Annotated in this window: 19 protein-coding genes; 17 read left to right on the forward strand and 2 right to left on the reverse strand. The window is 40.8% G+C overall.

Features of this window, described 5'->3' with window-relative positions; translation table 11 throughout:
- Positions 1-4 precede the first annotated feature (4 nt).
- The 5 genes from R8925_RS02205 to era are packed head-to-tail and all read left to right on the forward strand — an operon-like array spanning position 5 to position 4314.
- Positions 5-2140, forward strand: a complete 2136-nt coding sequence (locus tag R8925_RS02205; RefSeq protein ID WP_430534283.1) for an HD family phosphohydrolase — start codon at positions 5-7, stop codon at positions 2138-2140.
- A gap of 13 nt (positions 2141-2153) precedes the next feature.
- Positions 2154-2633 carry an rRNA maturation RNase YbeY gene (gene ybeY / locus R8925_RS02210; protein ID WP_430534284.1) on the forward strand — a complete coding sequence of 160 codons (480 nt, stop codon included), beginning with the start codon at positions 2154-2156 and terminating at the stop codon, positions 2631-2633.
- Complete coding sequence (locus R8925_RS02215; RefSeq protein WP_430534285.1) at positions 2617-2997, forward strand: diacylglycerol kinase family protein; 381 nt, start codon at positions 2617-2619, stop codon at positions 2995-2997. The genes ybeY and R8925_RS02215 overlap by 17 nt, the downstream gene beginning before the upstream one ends.
- Before the next feature lie 13 nt (positions 2998-3010).
- Positions 3011-3409 (forward strand): cytidine deaminase, encoded by a 399-nt coding sequence (locus tag R8925_RS02220; RefSeq protein ID WP_430534286.1) that lies wholly within the window; start codon positions 3011-3013, stop codon positions 3407-3409.
- Positions 3406-4314 carry a GTPase Era gene (gene era, locus R8925_RS02225; RefSeq protein WP_430534287.1) on the forward strand — a complete coding sequence of 303 codons (909 nt, stop codon included), beginning with the start codon at positions 3406-3408 and terminating at the stop codon, positions 4312-4314. Before R8925_RS02220 ends, era begins: the two co-directional genes overlap by 4 nt.
- Before the next feature lie 52 nt (positions 4315-4366).
- Here era and R8925_RS02230 read toward each other — a convergent pair whose 3' ends face one another.
- Entirely contained in the window at positions 4367-5068 is a 702-nt protein-coding gene (locus tag R8925_RS02230; RefSeq protein ID WP_430534288.1) for a DUF4352 domain-containing protein, read from the reverse strand.
- Positions 5069-5191: 123 nt separating this feature from the next.
- On the opposite strand from R8925_RS02230, the gene recO reads away from it, so the two are divergent.
- The 9 genes from recO (at position 5192) to R8925_RS02275 (ending at position 15702) form a co-directional block, all read left to right on the forward strand.
- The gene (gene recO, locus R8925_RS02235) at positions 5192-5971 is read left to right on the forward strand and encodes a DNA repair protein RecO (protein WP_430534289.1); all 780 of its coding nucleotides are present in this window, start codon (positions 5192-5194) and stop codon (positions 5969-5971) included.
- Positions 5972-6311: 340 nt separating this feature from the next.
- Complete coding sequence (gene glyQ / locus R8925_RS02240) at positions 6312-7202, forward strand: glycine--tRNA ligase subunit alpha (RefSeq protein ID WP_430534290.1); 891 nt, start codon at positions 6312-6314, stop codon at positions 7200-7202.
- Positions 7195-9261: a glycine--tRNA ligase subunit beta gene (gene glyS / locus R8925_RS02245; RefSeq protein WP_430534291.1), complete on the forward strand. Its 2067-nt coding sequence runs from the start codon at positions 7195-7197 to the stop codon at positions 9259-9261. Before glyQ ends, glyS begins: the two co-directional genes overlap by 8 nt.
- Positions 9262-9275: 14 nt before the next feature.
- Entirely contained in the window at positions 9276-10100 is an 825-nt protein-coding gene (locus R8925_RS02250; protein ID WP_430534292.1) for a pyruvate, water dikinase regulatory protein, read from the forward strand.
- Between the two features lie 138 nt (positions 10101-10238).
- Positions 10239-10682, forward strand: a complete 444-nt coding sequence (locus R8925_RS02255; RefSeq protein WP_430534293.1) for a YaiI/YqxD family protein — start codon at positions 10239-10241, stop codon at positions 10680-10682.
- A 6-nt stretch (positions 10683-10688) separates the two neighbouring features.
- Positions 10689-12575, forward strand: a complete 1887-nt coding sequence (dnaG, locus tag R8925_RS02260) for a DNA primase (RefSeq protein ID WP_430534360.1) — start codon at positions 10689-10691, stop codon at positions 12573-12575.
- A gap of 127 nt (positions 12576-12702) precedes the next feature.
- The gene (gene rpoD, locus R8925_RS02265) at positions 12703-13827 is read left to right on the forward strand and encodes an RNA polymerase sigma factor RpoD (RefSeq protein WP_430534294.1); all 1125 of its coding nucleotides are present in this window, start codon (positions 12703-12705) and stop codon (positions 13825-13827) included.
- Between the two features lie 61 nt (positions 13828-13888).
- A complete protein-coding gene (locus tag R8925_RS02270; RefSeq protein ID WP_430534295.1) occupies positions 13889-14584 on the forward strand; it encodes a tRNA (adenine(22)-N(1))-methyltransferase in 696 nt (231 codons plus the stop codon).
- Complete coding sequence (locus tag R8925_RS02275) at positions 14581-15702, forward strand: Nif3-like dinuclear metal center hexameric protein (RefSeq protein ID WP_430534296.1); 1122 nt, start codon at positions 14581-14583, stop codon at positions 15700-15702. The genes R8925_RS02270 and R8925_RS02275 overlap by 4 nt, the downstream gene beginning before the upstream one ends.
- A gap of 41 nt (positions 15703-15743) precedes the next feature.
- On the opposite strand, the gene R8925_RS02280 is transcribed toward R8925_RS02275, so the two are convergent.
- Positions 15744-16739, reverse strand: coding sequence for a 4-hydroxy-3-methylbut-2-enyl diphosphate reductase (locus tag R8925_RS02280; RefSeq protein WP_430534297.1), 996 nt, complete (start codon positions 16737-16739; stop codon positions 15744-15746).
- 227 nt (positions 16740-16966) lie between these two features.
- On the opposite strand from R8925_RS02280, the gene R8925_RS02285 reads away from it, so the two are divergent.
- From R8925_RS02285 to R8925_RS02295, 3 genes are all read left to right on the forward strand, one after another.
- A complete protein-coding gene (locus R8925_RS02285; RefSeq protein WP_430539392.1) occupies positions 16967-17230 on the forward strand; it encodes a DUF3116 family protein in 264 nt (87 codons plus the stop codon).
- Between the two features lie 72 nt (positions 17231-17302).
- A complete protein-coding gene (locus R8925_RS02290; RefSeq protein ID WP_430534298.1) occupies positions 17303-18622 on the forward strand; it encodes a DEAD/DEAH box helicase in 1320 nt (439 codons plus the stop codon).
- A gap of 4 nt (positions 18623-18626) precedes the next feature.
- Positions 18627-19523, forward strand: a complete 897-nt coding sequence (locus R8925_RS02295; protein ID WP_430534299.1) for a deoxyribonuclease IV — start codon at positions 18627-18629, stop codon at positions 19521-19523.
- Positions 19524-19531 lie beyond the last annotated feature (8 nt).

The following is a 19531-nucleotide window of genomic DNA, read 5'->3' on the forward strand; positions in this document are numbered from 1 at the left end:
ACATATGAAACCTACGAAAAAATGGATGGATTGGTATTACAAGACGGGGAAAAAGTATGTAACACCAGTTATTTTAATCGTCTTTTTCATTGTTGCCTTCGTGCTTATTTGCCAAATGGTGAAACCGGAATCATATAATGTGAAATTGTTTGAAGTGGCGCAGAAAACGATTCGCTCGCCACAAACGATTGAGGACACGCAAAAAACAGCTGAAGAGCAGGCGAAAGCTGCAGCTGATGTGGAAGATGTGTATGTTTTTAATCGTGAAACAGCGCAGAATAGGGAGTCGCTCGTTCGATCTCTATTTGCCTACGTTACCGAGGTGAACCGAGAAGCGGCATTAAATGATGCCAAAAATGATAAAATGACTTCGATTGATCAGAAATTGGCTTCTTTGAAGGGAAAGTTATCAAAAAATGTATCGGAGGATATAACAGAAGGTGTTAATGCAGCAATGCTAACAATACTTCTCCAGATGAACGCGAAGGACTTACAGCAGGTTGAGAAGGAAGTTGTTGCTGCACTTGATGTAGCAATGGGACAAAGCGTGCGTAAAGACAATATGACTGATATTAAAGTTAGCGCGCGTGACACGATTGAATTGTCTAATCTTCCTGTAAATTATAAAGGCGTTGCTAAAACAATTCTTTCTTATGCGATTGTACCCAATGAAGTGTACAATGCTGCGCAGACGGAAGATCGTCGTAAGGAAGCTTCTGCTAACGTAATTCCTGTTAAAATTTTACAAGGTCAAGTTATTGTACAAGAAGGACAGATTATTGATCGAGAAATTTATCGTCAATTGGCATTGCTGCATTTGTTGGATCAAAAAATGCCGATTAAGCAGTACGCAGGATTTGGACTACTACTGCTATCGCTAGGTATCATGCTTTATTTCTTTACAAACAAGCAGAAAAATCTAGATAAGGCGCAGAAAAATCAATATTCCCTTGTATTTTCGTCAGTGTATATTGCCATTTTACTGATGTTGATGATTATTCGTTTCCTAGAAGGCGTTGATATTAGTAATATTTCGTTTTTATTTCCAGCTGCATTCGGGCCGATGATTATCAAGATTTTGCTCAATGAAAAATTTGCCTTTATGATGACGATTTTTACTTCGGTAACCAGTTTCTTTGTTTTCCAAAGTGATGCGACAGCTGCTGTGAATGTTACGGTTTCAACGTTTATTTTGCTTAGCGGGCTTGCGAGTATTGTGGTTTTACGGGATTATAGTCGCCGCTCTGCAATTTTATTGTCTGGCTTTATCGTGGGACTGGCAAACATGGCTTTTGTTTTCTTGCTTTTATTGATTAGTAATACAGGACTACTAACGCTTGCATTTTGGATTCCGGTTGGCTACGCTTTTTTAGGTGGTATTGGATCATTTGTGCTCGGAATTGGCGTGATTCCAATTTTTGAGACAGTGTTTGGAATACTTACGACAAGCCGATTGGTAGAGCTTGCGAATCCGAATCATCCATTATTAAAGAAAATTATGATGAAAGCGCCTGGAACATATCACCATAGCTTGATGGTGGCTAATCTTGCGGAAGCTTGTACAGATGCGATTGGTGGCAATAGTTTACTCGTGCGGGTAGGTTGTTTTTATCATGATATTGGTAAGACAATCAGGCCTCCATACTTTGTGGAGAATCAGTTACATGGGATTAATCCGCATGATCGATTGACGCCAGAGCAGAGTCGCGATATTATTCTTGCGCATACGACGGATGGCGCGTCGATTTTACGAGATAATCATTTTCCGCAGCCGATTATTGACATTGCGCTGGAACATCACGGGACAACACTTGTAAAGTATTTCTATTACAAGGCAAAAGAGAAAAATCCAGATGTTTCTGAAGCTGATTTCCGCTATCCAGGACCGAAACCGCAGACAAAAGAAATTGCGATTATCAATATCTCTGACAGTGTTGAAGCTGCTGTTCGTTCTTGTGATGCGCCGACGAAGGAAAAAATTAAAGCGATTGTAGATAGTATTATTGATGATAGGATGCAGGATAGGCAATTTGTGGCGTGTGATATTACGTTTCAAGAGATAGAAACGGTTCGTACAACGCTTTGTGCAACACTTAATGGTATTTATCATCAACGCATTCAATATCCTGATGATAAGTAAGGAGGGGAAGTTAATGATTTTAGAGCTGGATTTAATAGATGAAACAGAAAAGCTAGAGCAAGCTGCCCTTGATTTGGTGGAAGGTTTGCTACAGTTTGCTGCGGAAAAACTTGATATTCAAGAAGGTAGCGAGCTAGCAGTTACATTCGTTGATAACGCGCGGATTCGGGAGATTAATCGTGATTACCGCGATAAAGACCAGCCGACCGACGTGATTTCATTTGCGCTAGAAGAGATGGGCGATGGCGAAACAGAGATTGCTTGGGATGAAGATATGGAGGCGCCACGCATTTTGGGAGATATCATTATTTCCACGGAGAGAGCGCTAGAGCAAGCGGACGAGTACGGGCATGGATTCGACCGTGAACTTGGTTTTTTGGCGTTACATGGGCTGCTTCATCTTCTAGGTTATGATCATGTGGAGCCTGAGGATGAAGATGTGATGTTTTCATTACAAAGAGAAGTGTTGACGGCTTATGGACTCGAAAGATAAAATCAAAGTTAAGAGCAACCGACGCTTCAGAAAATCATTTACCCATGCCGTTACGGGTGTTAAAACAGCAATTTTAGAAGAACGCCATATGCGTGTCCACATTACTGCTGGAATGATTGTTATTATGTGTGGTGTTTTTTTTAGAGTAACAAAGATAGAGTGGCTATTTTTGATTTTTTCTATTTTTAATGTATTGACATTTGAGATGATTAATACAGCGATTGAGCGAGCGGTGGATGTCGCGACAGAAGATTTTCATCCATATGCAAAAAAAGCGAAAGATGTTGCAGCTGGAGCGGTTTTATTGGCTTCGATTTGCTCAGCGATTATTGGTCTTTTAATTTTTGTACCAAAATTATTTTAAAGGAGTTTTTAAGATGAAAGAAAATAACTTAATTGACCTGGCGAAACAGGCGCGTGAAAATGCCTATGTACCATATTCCAAATTTAAAGTAGGCGCTGCTTTGGTGACGACTAACGATGAGGTCGTGCTTGGCTGTAATATCGAGAATGCTTCTTACGGTTTGACGAATTGCGCAGAGAGAACGGCAATTTTTAAAGCTGTTTCAGAAGGAAAGCATGACTTTAAAAAATTAGTGATTGTGGCGGATACAGAAGGGCCAGTAGCTCCATGTGGTGCTTGCCGTCAAGTAATTAGCGAATTCTGCGCACCAGAAATGCCAGTAGTTTTAACAAATATGAAAGGCGACACTGTGGAAGTAACTGTTGGTGAATTACTGCCAGGCGCCTTTACACCGGGGGATCTTAAAAAATGAGTGATGTTTTCAAATCAGGTTTTGTGGCGATTGTCGGTCGTCCAAATGTAGGTAAATCGACTTTATTAAACCAAATCATTGGGCAAAAAGTCGCGATTATGAGTGATAAAGCTCAAACAACGCGTAATAAAATTCAAGGTGTGTATACAACGAATGATGCACAAGTGGTGTTCATTGATACGCCAGGAATCCACAAACCAAAGCATAAACTTGGTGATTTTATGGTAAAAGTGGCTTTAAATACGTTCCGTGAAGTAGACATGATTTTCTTTGTGATTGATGCGGATGCGGGATATGGTCGTGGTGATGAGTTTATCATTGAGAAATTGAAGCGAGTAGAGGAGACACCAGTTTTCCTATTGATTAATAAAATTGATTTGGTAGAACCAGAGGCGTTACTTGATTTGATTGCAAAATACAGTGAAATGCTTGATTTTGAGGAAATTATTCCAATTTCGGCGCTTCAAGGAAATAATTTGGGGACATTACTTGAGGAGACGACGAAACATTTGAATGAAGGTCCGATGTATTATCCCGCTGACCAAGTAACAGACCATCCAGAGCGGTTCATCATTTCGGAATTGATTCGTGAGCAAGTATTGAAATTCACGCATGAAGAAGTACCTCATTCTGTTGCCGTGGTGATTGAAGGAATTGAAGTGAATCCTGAGACGCATAAACTGCATATTATGGCCCAAATTATCGTGGAACGGAGCACACAAAAAGGTATTCTGATTGGTAAACAGGGACAAATGCTAAAACAAATTGGCATGCGTGCACGTAAGGAAATTGAACTTTTGCTAGGTTCAAAGGTGTATTTAGAAATTTGGGTGAAAGTACAAAAAGGCTGGCGTGATAAGGAACATTTCTTGAATGATTACGGCTTTGATCACGACGAATATTGATAGACGCAAAAACAGAACGGACTAAGAAAAGTCCGTTCTGTTTTTCAATCGCTTATTTGAAATCACCGCTCCAAGAGGCATCATAGCATGCTATATGGAAAGGTCCATCACCGTATACATCAAAATAAATCTCTTTTGTCACTTTAGTATTTGGCTTCACAACAACGCGCCAATCTTCTTTATACGCATTATCACCTTCTAAGCCATCATTATCATAAATTAGGAAATCATCGGCGTAATAGGTAGTGGAGCGAGAGCCTTTGTTTTCAATCGTTACGGTCGCTTTCACATAATAACCAGCCATCGGACTATTGAATTCTTTGTCGCCAGCCCATTTCTCGATCTTTGTGATGTTGATGAACACATTATCTTCTACCTCGGCAGCTTGCCCCACTTTGTATTGGGTATAGTCATCTGAAAAATATTCATAACCCCCGTCTTCATCATAATATTCATCGTAATCGTTATATGGATCGTCTTCGCCACCTGTATCATCATAAGTTGAGCCATCCATTAAGTCGTCATACATCATAGGGTGATCTCGCATCGTGGACATCCCAGGGAAGCCGCTGCTTAAAATCATACTACTAATTAAAACCCCACAAAAAATAATACCGAGAAAAGCTGATGAAGAGGTCATAATCGCCCCAAGCATCTTATTTTTTCTAACTATTAGTAGAATAATACCAACAATCAGGGCAATTAAACATAGAAACAAGAAAAACACGGAAAATAAAACTAGTGCTATCACCATGTGAGAAACGCTCCCTTTATATCATAATACTATCATTGTACAACAGTGTGATGATTAAATAAATGAAAATCTGCCATTTTTTCAAATCGATGTTGTATAATGAATGATGAGGAGTGAATCAAGATGGAAAAATGTGAAGGAATCGTCATTCGAACGACTAATTATCGGGAATCTGATAAAATTGTTGTCATTTATTCGAGAGAGTATGGCAAAATTGGGCTAGTCGCTCGTGGCGCAAAAAAAACAAAGAGCAGGCTAGCTGCTGTGACGCAACTTTTTACAAATGGCGTTTTCACTTTTTATCCGAATCGTGGCTTAGGAACGTTGCAACAGGGCGAAGCGATTGCCTCTTTTTCATCGATTCAAACAGATATATTTCTAACAGCTTATGCGACGTATGCGTGTGAATTGCTTGATAAGGCGACCGAAGAACAACAGGCGAATGGGCCACTGTATAATCTTTTTTATCAAATTATTCATCATATCGATGAGGGATACGATCCGCAAGTATTAACGCAGATTTTTGAGATGAAAATGCTCTCCGTGTTGGGCTTATATCCTACGATGAACCGGTGTGCTATTTGTGGTCAACCAGAAGGGCGCTTTGATTTTTCGGCTTATGCGAATGGAATTGTATGTCATCGTTGTTTTGAGCGAGATAAATACCGGCTACATTTGACAGAGAGATCGGTGAAATTGTTGCGCCTATTTTATATCTTTCAGTTGGACAGACTGGGTAGTATCGACGTGAAGCAGGAGACAAAAGATGAGATTCAGCGCGCGATTGACACGTATTATGAGCAATATTCGGGGCTTTATTTGAAGAGCAAGAAATTCCTAAATAATATGAAGAACTGGGATGACGTTTTAAAAGGTCGTCCTAAAAAAGAAGATGGTGATTGACTTTCTTCCTAAAATGCGGTAAATTTTAATGTATGAATAGGTGTGATGACGGAAAAATAGTATTAAAAAGCTCTTTTCTAAGCGAGTTCGGAGATGGTGTGAGCCGAACGTGAATCTTTTTAAGAAGGCCTTCCTGAGCACAAACGAAATCAAGGTGGGATATGAGAATACCTTTTTTAGTCGTAACGTCAAACCAATTTTTTAGTTAAGGGATGGCTTTACGTTGGTATAATCTGTCCAAGTAGGGTGGAACCGCGAGATACTCTCGTCCCTATGCTTTTCTTTTTAGAGGCATAGAGATGAGGGTTTTTATATGCCTAATTTTATGGAGGTGGATTGGATGAATTTACAAACAATGATTCGAACATTGCAAGATTATTGGTCTGAACAAGGTTGTATTATGTTGCAGTCGTATGATGTAGAAAAAGGCGCAGGGACGATGAGCCCTTACACATTTTTAAAAGCAATTGGGCCTGAGCCATGGAAAGCTGGTTATGTGGAGCCTTCACGTCGTCCTGCTGATGGTCGTTACGGGGAAAATCCAAACCGTTTATTCCAGCATCATCAATTTCAAGTTGTGATGAAGCCATCGCCAGACAATATCCAAGAACTCTATTTAGGGTCACTTGAGAAATTAGGTATCAATGCGCTAGAGCATGATATTCGCTTTGTTGAGGATAACTGGGAAAACCCCTCGCTTGGTTGCGCTGGGCTTGGATGGGAAGTTTGGCTGGATGGAATGGAAATTACGCAATTTACTTATTTCCAACAAGTTGGTGGTTTGGAGTGTTCACCAGTAACGTCGGAAATTACGTATGGCTTGGAGCGCTTGGCTTCCTATATTCAAGAAAAAGAGAATGTATTTGACTTGGAGTGGACAGAAGGAATTTCGTATCGTGACATTTTTTATCAAGCGGAGTACGAGAATTCGAAATATGCATTTGAGACATCAAGTGGCGATATGCTGTTATCGCTTTTTGATACGTATGAGCGTGAGGCTGGTCGTCAAATGGAGGAAGGGCTCGTCTTTCCGGCGTATGATTATGTGTTGAAATGTTCGCATACGTTTAATCTATTGGATGCAAAAGGTGTTGTTTCGGTGACAGAACGCGCGCAGTATATTGCCAGGATTCGAAATTTAGCCCGTCGTATAGCCAAAACATTTTATAATGAGCGTGAAAAATTGGGATTCCCGCTGTTGAAAGAAAAGGAGGGCGCAGATCATGAGTAAAGATTTTCTGTTAGAAATTGGTTTAGAGGAAATGCCTGCGAAGTATATTACTGCGTCTGTGGGACAGTTACAAGAACGCGTGGAAAAATGGCTTGCGGAAAATGATTTAGAGTACACAGAAACAGAAGTTTACTCAAGTCCTCGCCGTTTGTCTGTCATCGTAAAAGATTTGGCTGAAAAACAAGCAGATCGCGTGGAAGAATCGAAAGGTCCAGCTAAAAAAATTGCAAAAGATGCGGATGGTAATTGGTCGAAAGCGGCACAAGGTTTTGCTAGAGGACAAGGTGTTGATCCTGAAACACTTGAATTCCGCGAAATTAATGGTGTGGAATACATTTATTTGACGAAAGAAGTACAAGGTGCGGCGACTGTTGAGTTATTACCACAAATGCGCCAAATTGTGACTTCAATGACATTTCCTGTAAGCATGCACTGGTCGGCTTATGATTTAAAATATATTCGTCCGATTAAATGGTTGATTGCGTTATTTGGCGATACAGTGATTCCTTTTGAAATTACGAATGTAACGACCGGAAATGAAACACGAGGACATCGCTTCTTGGGCAGTTCTGTGACGGTTTCAGCTCCTGCTAATTATGAGGAAGCGCTATTGAGCCAGTTTGTGGTAGCGGATGCGTCCAAAAGAAAAGCCGCGATTTTGACTCAAATTGAAGAAATTGAAGCGGTAGAAAATTGGCAGATTCCTGTGGATGAGGATCTTTTAGAAGAGGTTAATAATTTAGTAGAGTATCCGACTGTTCTTCATGGCACGTTTGACGAGGCTTATTTGGAGTTACCAGAAGAAGTGCTTGTTACGACGATGAAGGAGCACCAACGTTATTTCCCGGTTGTGGACGATGCTGGTAAGTTGAGACCTTACTTTATCACGGTTCGAAATGGGAACCATGAAAATTTAGAAACTGTGGCAAAAGGCAATGAAAAGGTACTTCGAGCACGGCTTTCGGATGCGGACTTCTTTTATCAAGAAGATTTGAAAATAACGATCGATGAGGCCGTTGTGAAACTGAATAATATCGTTTTCCATGAAAAATTAGGAACACTGACGGAGAAAATGATTCGCGTGAAAAAAGTAGCGCTAATCATCGCGGAACAATTGCAGATGACCGAGGCGCAAAAAGTGAAAATCGCGCGTGCTGCGGATATTTATAAATTTGACTTGGTGACGAATTTAGTCGGTGAATTTCCTGAATTACAAGGAATCATGGGCGAGAAATATGCATTATTACAAGGTGAAGATGCGGAAGTGGCAACTGCGATTCGAGAGCATTATATGCCAACCTCAGCAGACGGTGAGTTACCACAAAGCGATATCGGTGCTTTGCTTGCGGTTGCGGACAAACTGGAAACTTTAACTGGATTTTTCTGTGTGAACATCGTGCCAACTGGTTCGGCTGATCCGTTTAGCTTACGTCGTAGTGCGCTAGGGATTATGCGCATTATTCAAGCGAAAAATTGGGATATTCGATTGCTTAGCGTTTTAGCAGATACTGTAGAAATCGAGCGAGCAGAGGGCTTAAATACACTCCCGAGTGAGGAAGTTTTTGAACAAGTAGAGCTATTCTTGCAAAATCGATTGCGTGCGATTCTTTCCGATCAGCAAATTCGTCATGACATTATCGATGCGGTTGTTAGCACTGGAAGCAATGTCGTGCCGGAGCTGATTGAGCGAGCAGAGCTACTAAATAAAAGTCGTGATGCCGAGTGGTTCCGTCCAACAATGGAAGCTCTTGCACGTGTTATTAATATTTCCAAGAAGCACCAAGGTGACGTAACCATTAATCCAGGTCTTTTTGAAAATGAGTCGGAGCAACAACTATTTGATGCGGTTCAAAAATTAAAACATGATTACCCAACGCTTATCATTGTGGATCGGCTACGTGCATTTGCGGCGCTACGTACAGCGATCGATGCTTATTTTGAAAATACACTTGTCATGAGTGATGATGAAGCTGTTCGAAATAACCGTTTAGCGCTATTGTTTGAACTAGCAAGTTTTATTAAGGAGTTTGCCCAAATTGAAGAAATAAACGTGAAATAAAGGAGCTAATGATTATGACGCAACCAGCAGTGTACGTCGTTTCAGATTCAACGGGAGAAACAGCAGAACTAGTAACGCGCGCGGCTTTGATGCAATTTGGTAAAAGCCAACAGTTTATTCACCGTTTTCATCATGTAGATACGCCTGATATGATTGAGGAAATTGTGGACCTAGTAGCAGTTAATAATGGGATTATCGTGCATACCATCGTTGTCGAGGAAGTGCGTGAGGAATTGAATAAAACTGCAAAAAGCTTTGGAGTGCCGATTATTGATATTTTTGGACCACTTTTGGCACAATTGGAAGAAACGTATCAAATTAAGCCACTTTCTGAGCCTGGAATGGTTCGTTCACTTGATGAAGCTTATTTCCGTAAAGTTGCTGCGATTGAATTTGCCGTGGAAAACGATGATGGTCGCAATCCGAGGGGGCTTTTGCAAGCTGATTATGTGTTGATTGGAATTTCTCGAACATCTAAAACACCATTATCACAATATTTGGCGCTAAAAGGATTGAAAGTAGCGAACGTGCCAATCGTTCCAGAAGCACAAGTTCCAGAAGAATTGTTTGAGATTGATCCAAATAAAATTATCGGCTTAAAAATTAGCAAAGAAAAATTGAATCAGATTCGTGAAAAACGTTTGGCTTCGATTGGCCTTAGCGGTGTTGGTAATTATGCGAGTCATGACCGGATTGATGCAGAGCTTGAGATATTTACAGAGCTTACGAACAAACTAGGGTGTTATGTATTAGATGTTACGAATAAAGCGATTGAAGAGACGGCAAACGATATTTTAATGCATATTGGCGAAATTGTTGATGAAAATTTAGAATTATAGAAGGAAAATCAGATTTTATGGCGAATATATATATTATAGCGGTTAAAACGGTGGAAATTCTGGTTTTAATCGCCTATAATATATTTTTATGTATGGGTTATGCGTTTTCTCCAACCATGAAAATGAGGAGGGAAGAGCATGAAGATTTTTATCGATGCAGATGCTTGTCCTGTGAAGGATGAGATACGTGGTTTGGCGAAGAAGTACGATTTGCCGATGACTTTTGTGGCGTCTTATAATCATTATTCTGTGCATTTACCTGCGGGTGAAGTATGGATTTTTGTCGACACGGATAAGGAATCTGCGGACATGCGTATACTGAATTTAGCTAGGTCTGGCGATATCGTCGTGACACAAGACATTGGACTGGCTAGTATGTTAATTGCTAAAGATGTCGCTACTTTTTCAAATCGCGGGGAAGAATACCGTGAAAGCGAGATGGCGATGATGCTTGATATGCGTTATTTGCATGCAAAAGAACGCAGACAAGGTAAATATAGTAAAGGTCCACGAGCGATGAGTTCTGCGGACAATGAGAATTTCTTGCATAAACTGGATACGTTTATAAAAGCGAGGTTATAATTGAAGATGCAACGGATTCCAGAAGAAAAAATTGATGAGATACGTTCCCAAGCAGATATTGTAGACGTTGTTGGAAATTATGTTCAACTTAAGAAGCAAGGACGTAATTACACGGGGCTTTGTCCTTTTCATGGCGAGAAGACACCATCCTTTTCTGTATCACCTGAAAAACAGATTTTTCATTGTTTTGGGTGTGGAAAGGGAGGCAATGTTTTTTCCTTTTTAATGCAGATTGATGGACTTTCTTTTGTCGAATCGGTGAAAAAAGTAGCTGATATGACGCATATTCCGCTAGACATTGAGATAGCTAGAGGGGATGGGGCGCCTACTAACAGGCCTGATAGTCAAGAAGGTAAAATGATAGAGATTCATCAATTGACGAGTAAGTTATACCATTATTTGTTGATGGAGACCGAGGAAGGGCAAGAGGCGTTGCAATACTTGCTTGATCGGGGGATGTCAGAACAAGAATTAGACCATTTTGAAATTGGATTTGCACCAGCTGATGCGTTGACGGTGACTACATTTTTAAAGAAGCGAGAAGTTGATTTACCGCTTGCTGTGGAATGTGGCTTGCTTACTGAACGCGATGATGGTAATATAGTAGACCGGTTCCGCAATCGGATTATGTTTCCGATTAAGAATGACCGCGGACAATTAGTCGGTTTTTCAGGACGTCTTTTTAATCAAGAGGATGGACCGAAATATTTGAACAGTCCGGAGACACCAATTTTTAATAAGCGCAATATTTTATATCATTTTTCTGATGCGAGACAAGAAATTCGTAAAAAAGAGGAAATCTTGCTATTGGAAGGTTATATGGATGTTATTTCGGGAGTTTCAGCTGAATTTAGCAATGGTGTAGCGTCTATGGGGACATCGCTTACCGAGGAGCATGTGCAGATGATTCGGCGTGTTACTAATAGAGCGGTTATTTGCTATGATAGTGACCGTGCTGGTATTGAGGCGAGCTTCAAGGCTGGGACATTGCTAGCAGAACACCATCGGCTAGAAGTCTTTGTATTGCAGTTGCCAAACGGGAAGGACCCGGATGATTTTATTCGTTCAGAAGGCGCAGAGAAATTTGCTGAAATATATGCACATCAACGGCTAAGCTGGACGGCTTTTAAGCTGCAATTTTTGAGGAGGAATCGTAATCTTCAGAATGAAACGGATAAAATTGCTTACTTGGGCGAAGCGTTGGTTGAAATCGGGAAGCTAGATCAGGCTGTGGAGCGAGAGCTTTACTTAAAACAGCTAGGCTCGGAATTTGAACTGTCGATGGAAGCTTTGAAGCAGCAGTTGCAACAATCTGTAGCGAATACTGTGAAACCGAAGATTCATGATTATGGTGGCCCTCCACCGGAAGAGTTTGGTGAGTATCCGGTATATGACAGTAGCGGTGGACCTGTTTATGAGAAATTCAGTTTTCAGCAGCCCAATTTAGCACCATCTGCGGGCTTGATTTCTGAGAAGCGACTTTTGAAATACATGTTAGAAGATCGCGATGCTTTTATTCAAATTCGGAGCATGATGCAGGAGCAGGAAATTGAATTTTATCATGATAACTATCAAGCGTTGTACACGCATTTAATTGGATTTTATGCTTCTGGGAATGACGCTAATCCGCTCGCTTTGATGGATCAGCTTCCTAATGAAGCATCGCGTAATCTAGTAAGTGAACTCGAAATGATGGTTGTAAACACCGAAGTTACGAATGAAGAGTACCAAGATTACATTTTTAGCTTAAGAAAAGCCGGCATTGAACGGGACATTAAAGAAAAAGAACAACAATTACAAATAGCATCACAACAAGGAGAGATAGAAGTAGCGTTGGAGCTTGCCAGAACTATCATGACAATGCGAGCTAATCTTAAGAACAACTTGTTGTAATAAGCAATTCACTTAAAGCAAAAAGATACAGGCGCCAAAGTGCAGTGGCATGCATGGTGTTTAGAAACTGGGCAATGAGGTAAGGTATATCATTGACGGTTATTTTGGAAGGAGGACGTGGCAGACTATGGCTAAAAAACCGCAAGAAACAAAACCAGAAGATTTAAACTTAGATAAAGCAAAAGAATTATTAATTGAAGATGGCAAGAAGAAGGGGTCTTTGACGTATGCTGAGATCGCTGCCAAACTTGCGCCATTTACTTTAGATAGCGATCAAATGGATGAATTTTTAGAATTGCTTTCAGTATTAACAATTGAGGTTTCGGATGACGATGACGAAGACGATGATCCGAACGAAGCAGAGTTAATCAAGGAAGAGACAGAAGAAATTGATTTAAACGATTTAAGTGTTCCTCCAGGCGTAAAAATCAATGATCCAGTTCGGATGTATTTGAAAGAAATAGGCCGTGTAAATCTACTTTCTGCAGACGAAGAAATTGCTTTGGCTAAACGTATCGAACAAGGGGATGTAGAAGCAAAAGGACGATTGGCAGAAGCTAACTTACGTCTTGTTGTCAGCATTGCAAAGCGCTACGTTGGTCGTGGTATGTTGTTTCTTGATTTGATTCAAGAAGGTAACATGGGGTTAATGAAAGCTGTTGAGAAGTTCGACTTTAACAAAGGATTCAAATTCAGTACGTATGCAACATGGTGGATTCGTCAAGCGATTACACGTGCCATTGCCGATCAAGCGCGTACGATTCGTATCCCAGTTCACATGGTCGAAACGATTAACAAATTAATCCGTGTGCAACGTTCTTTACTGCAAGATTTAGGACGTGATCCGTCACCGGAGGAAATCGGTGAGGAGATGGATTTACCAACAGAAAAAGTTCGTGAAATTTTGAAAATCGCGCAAGAACCTGTGTCACTTGAAACACCAATTGGTGAAGAAGATGATTCGCACCTTGGTGATTTCATTGAGGACCAGGAAGCAACTTCACCATCGGATCATGCGGCATATGAATTGCTGAAAGAGCAACTAGAGGACGTATTGGACACGTTAACAGACCGTGAAGAAAATGTACTACGCTTGCGTTTTGGTTTAGACGATGGCCGTACGCGTACGCTTGAAGAAGTTGGCCGTGTATTCGGTGTGACGCGCGAACGTATCCGTCAGATTGAAGCGAAAGCACTTCGGAAACTCAGACACCCAAGTCGTAGTAAGCAACTAAAAGATTTCTTAGAATAAAAATTTCAGAGGAGAGTGCGTAACAAGCGCGCTCTCTTTTTTACAAAGAAGGATGATTTTTTTGAATGAACAACAATTGTCAAAACGATTAGAAAAGGTAGTATCTTATATTCCAACAGGATCAAAAATTGCGGATATCGGTAGTGATCATGCTTATTTGCCGTGTTACGCAGTTCAAAAAGGACAAGTTGAGTTTGCAATTGCAGGAGAAGTAGTGGAAGGACCTCTTCAATCAGCGACGAAGCAAGTGGAAAGTCTGGAATTAACAAAAGAAATAGCTGTTCGTAAAGGCGATGGTTTAGCGGTTATCGAGTTGGAAGATGCGATAGATGTTATAGTTATTGCTGGTATGGGCGGAGCGCTAATCCGCTCGATTTTGGAAGCAGGCTCTGCAAGATTAGTAGGCGTTAAACGCTTGATTTTGCAGCCGAATATTGCGGCACATCAATTGCGCGAATGGGCAGAAATCAATCAATGGGCTCTTGTGGCGGAAGCGATTTTGCGTGAAGATAATAAGATATATGAGATATTGGTTTTGGAGCCGAGCGAGGAAGCAGTGCCTTATTCGGATGGGGAGCGTTTGCTAGGTCCATTTTTGATGCGAGAGAAGTCGTTAGTTTTTCAGGCGAAATGGGAGCATGAGTTGAGCAATTGGAAAGGAATTCGGGCTAAAATTGATGCGGGGAATGCAAAAAATAAAGCAAAATTAGTAGAATTGGACGCTAAAATACGAACAATTGAGGATGTGTTACGATGAAAGTAGCAAATGGTTATGAGTACGTTGCTGTTTTAGAAGGAATTGCGCCGAAGAAATACGCGATGGAAGGTGATCCAATCGGGCTGCAAATTGGTGATCTGGCCCGTAAAGTTCGTAAAATTATGTTCACGCTTGATGTACTGGAAAACGTTGTGGACGAAGCGATTGAGAAGGGTGTCGACATGATTATCGCGCATCATCCGCTTTTATTTAGACCACTTAAAAAGATAGATTTTGCAACACCTCAAGGCAGAATTGTAAAAAAATTGATTAAGCATGATATTATCGTTTATGCGGCACACACGAATCTGGATATTGCGGACGGTGGTGTGAACGATGTGATCAGTGAGTTGCTAGGCTTGGTGGATACAGAAATTATTGTGCCTACATACACAGAAAAATATAGTAAAATCGTAGTTTACACACCTGATTTTGCGGAAGAATCGATTCGATTGGCATTGGTAAACAATGGGGCTGGACAATTTTCTGATCGTTATTCGGAATGTACTTTTTCGGTGGAAGGTACTGGGCATTTCTTACCTAACGCTGAGGCAAACCCGACAATAGGCAATCCAGGAGATTTGGAAACGGTGCGGGAAATAAGAATTGAAGCGATTTTTCCACGTTCAAAAATGGATCAAATCGTGAAGGCGGTGAAGCTATCACATCCTTATGAGGTTCCAGCGATAGATATTTATCCGATTGAGAATGTGGCAACAGAAATGGGACTTGGTCGAATCGGAAATTTACCCAAAACCATTGATTTAACAGCGTTTATTGGTTTTGTTAAGGAAAAAATTTCCGTTGATAATGTGCGTGTTATTGGCGATTTAGATCGCCCTGTGCGTAAAGTTGGAATTATAGGTGGGGACGGTAACAAGTTTATTCATGATGTGAAGCGTGCAGGAGCAGATGTGTATATTACTGGGGATATTTATTATCATACGGGGCACGATTTATTAGCGATTGATTTGCCAACGATTGATGCTGGACATTATATCGAGAAGGTCATGAAAGCAAGCCTTTTGAAGCAATTTGAAGAGGCCAGTCAGTTGCATGGCTATGAAGTTGACCTGATTGTATCAGAAAGAAATACGAACCCTTTTACATTCTATTAAATAAAAAATTAGAGCACATCGCTGCGCTCTAATTTTTTAGGTTACTTACCGCCATTTTTTAGGTGTTCCAAACGGGCAGCGCGTTGTTTTTCGATATTTTTCTTACGGGCACGTGGTAAAATGCTGACTGGGTCAACATCATGCTTACGTTCCCATGTGGTTGCATCATCCGGGTCATAGGAATCCAAGAACACAAGTACTTCTCGAATAATTTGAGTTGGCGTGCTTGCACCAGCCGTTACAGCCACCTTCTTTGCGTCTTTAATCCAATCTAGATTCAGCTCTTCAATGTTGGCGATTCTATGTGCTGGAACTCCGGCTTTTTCTTCGGATACTTGCGCCAAACGATTGCTGTTGTTACTTCTAGGATCGCCGACAACAATAGTAACATCCGCACCCTTCGCTTGTGTAGCAACTGCTTCTTGACGAACTTGAGTTGCCATACAAATCTCTTGATGTTGTTCGGATTGTGGATAAACAGACTGGATATAATCCATCAAGTCCATCACATCCCACTGACTCATTGTTGTTTGATTCGTAACAAAAATCTTCTCATCTGTGAGTGCCAGAGCATCAATATCTTCCATCGTTTCAACGAGGTGCACGATATCGGGCGCTACACCAACGGCACCTTCTGGCTCTGGGTGGCCTTTTTTACCAATATAAATAACGTGAAAACCTTCGTGCTTCTTTTCTAAAATTAAATCGTACGTTCGTGTCACATCCGGACACGTTGCATCAAGTGTTGTGAGGCCTTTTTCTTTCGCACGTTCCTTTACGGCCGGCGAAACACCGTGTGCTGTAAAAATGACAGTACCACTATCGATTTGGTCTAAAATCGCTTCTCGATTTGGCCCATCTAGTGTGACGATACCAACATCTTCAAATGCTTCTGTGACATGTTGATTATGAACAATCATGCCAAGTATATGAATTGGGCGAGGTAGATTTGGATCAAGCGAAGCATTACGCGCAATCACCATTGCATCCACCACGCCATAACAGTAACCACGAGGGGCAATCTTAATAATTTCCAATGTTAAACCTCCTATATTTCTCAAGGTGTAGCAATAGCTGGGCAGAACAACAGGAACACCAACTACTTTTCTATTATAAGCCAGATTCAGTATGGTTTCAACTGGCTGAATTTTAAAATTGTGAAGCAATAGAGTTGCATTGAGATACAGAACCATTGTAATATGCTATATATTCGAAAAATTTTCATTCATTTATAAAAATACAACAAAGGAGCGTGCATTGCAAAATGCTTGATCCCAGCCCAGAAGTCATAAAGGAAACATTGCATCTAATCATGTACGAAGAGAGTTTTACGATCTTAAAATTACAGCACAGAGAATTCCTTGAAAACTCGAAAAGTTTGAATAAGAACACGCTCATGCGAACAATCTATTGGCTAGAGTTGCATGGATATGTGAAGAGGGGACCTATCAGATTTGCAAATAATAAATTATACCATGCGACTCCACAAGGTGAAGTTTTCTATAGATCAATCATGAAGGAATCATAATCCAATTTTTCTAGTGACTAGAGATAGTTTTATATGATATACTAACGGTTAGGAACAGAACGGAGTGAAAAAATGAACAAAAAAACAAGGTTTGATCAATTTCATTTTCAACCTTTTATTCAGCTTGCCATTGATAAATTAGGTTTTTATGAGCCAACAGAAGTACAACAGAAGTTAATTCCGGCAATTATGAAGGGTGAAAGCGTTGTGGGGCAATCTCAGACGGGAACTGGGAAGACGCATACTTTCTTGCTACCAATCATCCATAAAATTAAAGCGAATAAAGATAGCGTGCAAGCTGTTATTACTGCACCTAGTCGCGAGCTTGCTACACAAATCCATAACGAGATTAAGAAAATTACCAAATATAGTGATGATGAAATTCGTTCGTTACTCGTTATTGGTGGAACGGATAAGCAAAGAACCATCGATCGCTTGAAGAAGCAACAACCTCATATTGTTGTCGGAACACCTGGTCGAATCAATGATTTAATTCGTGAAACGGCGCTGCTTGTCCATACAACGCAGGTTTTTGTGGTCGATGAGGCCGATATGACGCTTGATATGGGATTCTTGATGGATGTCGACCAAATCGCGAGTAAAATGCCTGAGAGTCTGCAAATGCTTGTTTTCTCAGCAACAATTCCGCAAAAACTAAAACCTTTCTTGAAAAAATATATGGAGAACCCGCGTTATGAGCATATTCAACCCCAAGCCGTTGCGAATACGGACGTAACGCATCAATTGATTGCGCGTCGTAGCAAGGAGAAAATTGATGTTCTGAAAAATGCGCTCGTAGCTTACCAACCATATTTAGCGGTTGTTTTCACAAATACGAAAGCAATGGCGGATGAAGTGGCAAAAGGCTTGACCGAGCGAGGCTTAAAAGTGGCGAAAATTCATGGTGGCGTCGAATCTCGTGAACGTAAGAGGACGATGAAGCAACTAGAAAGCTTGGAATACCAATACGTTGTAGCGACTGATTTAGCAGCGCGTGGCATTGATATTCAAGGGATTAGCCATATTATTAACTACGAGTTGCCAAGTGACCTTGATTTCTACATTCATAGAACAGGTCGTACAGGTCGCGCGGGACATTCTGGTGTGGCGCTGACAATTTATGAACCGTCGGATGAGGATGCACTAAATCAACTTGAAAAAATGAACATCGAGTTTCAACATGTAGATCTTAAAAATGGTGAGTTTATCGAAGCAGATGATCGTAATCGCCGTAAAAAACGGGAAGCAAAACGCGAAGCTGCAGATCCGCGCGAAATAGGTATGCGTAAAAAAGCAAAAGAAAAAGGCAAACCAAACTATAAAAAGAAACTGAATTACAAAATGAATGAAATTAAACGTCGCGAGAGAAAAATGAAAAAACGTGGGAGGTAAATAAATGTTAAGATTAGGCTCACATGTTTCGATGAGTGGCAAAAGTATGATGTTAGCTGCAAGTCAGGAAGCAGCATCTTATGAATCGAATACATTCATGATTTATACAGGAGCGCCACAAAACACGCGTCGCAAACCGATTGAAGACTTGAATATCGAAGCAGGACTTGCACATATGAAAGAGCATGATATCACGGATATTGTAGTGCATGCCCCGTACATTATTAATATTGGAAATGCTGTGAAACCAGAAACGTTTGAAATCGGTGTAACTTTTTTGCAATCTGAGGTGGAACGTACGGCGGCGTTGGGAGCGAAACAAATTGTGCTTCATCCCGGTGCGCACGTTGGTGAGGGCGCAGAAGTGGGCATTAAGCAAATTATCAAAGGTTTAAATGAATCGCTGAAACCAGATCAAAATGTGCAAGTTGCGCTAGAAACTATGGCTGGAAAAGGCACAGAAATCGGTAGAACTTTTGAAGAAATCGCGGCAATTATGGATGGGGTTACGCATAACGAGTTGCTGTCGGTGACGTTTGATACATGTCATGTGCATGATGCAGGTTATGATATTGTGAATGATTTTGATGGTGTTCTGAACCAGTTTGATAAAATTATTGGCTTGGATCGTTTGAAAGTGCTACACATCAATGATAGCAAGAATGAGCGGGGTGCACATAAAGATCGCCATGCGAACATCGGTTTTGGACATATTGGGTTTGATGCACTGAACTATATTGTGCATCATCCGCAGCTAGAGGATATTTCTAAAATCTTGGAAACGCCGTATGTTGGTGAAGATAAGAAAAATAAAAAGCCACCGTATAAGCATGAAATTGCCATGTTGCGTAGTCAAACATTTGACCCAGATTTATTAACGAAAATCATGGCGGCTGAGTAAAGCGTCAA

The organism is Listeria rocourtiae subsp. hofi (assembly GCF_963575615.1).
GTDB classification, from domain to species: domain Bacteria; phylum Bacillota; class Bacilli; order Lactobacillales; family Listeriaceae; genus Listeria_A; species Listeria_A hofi.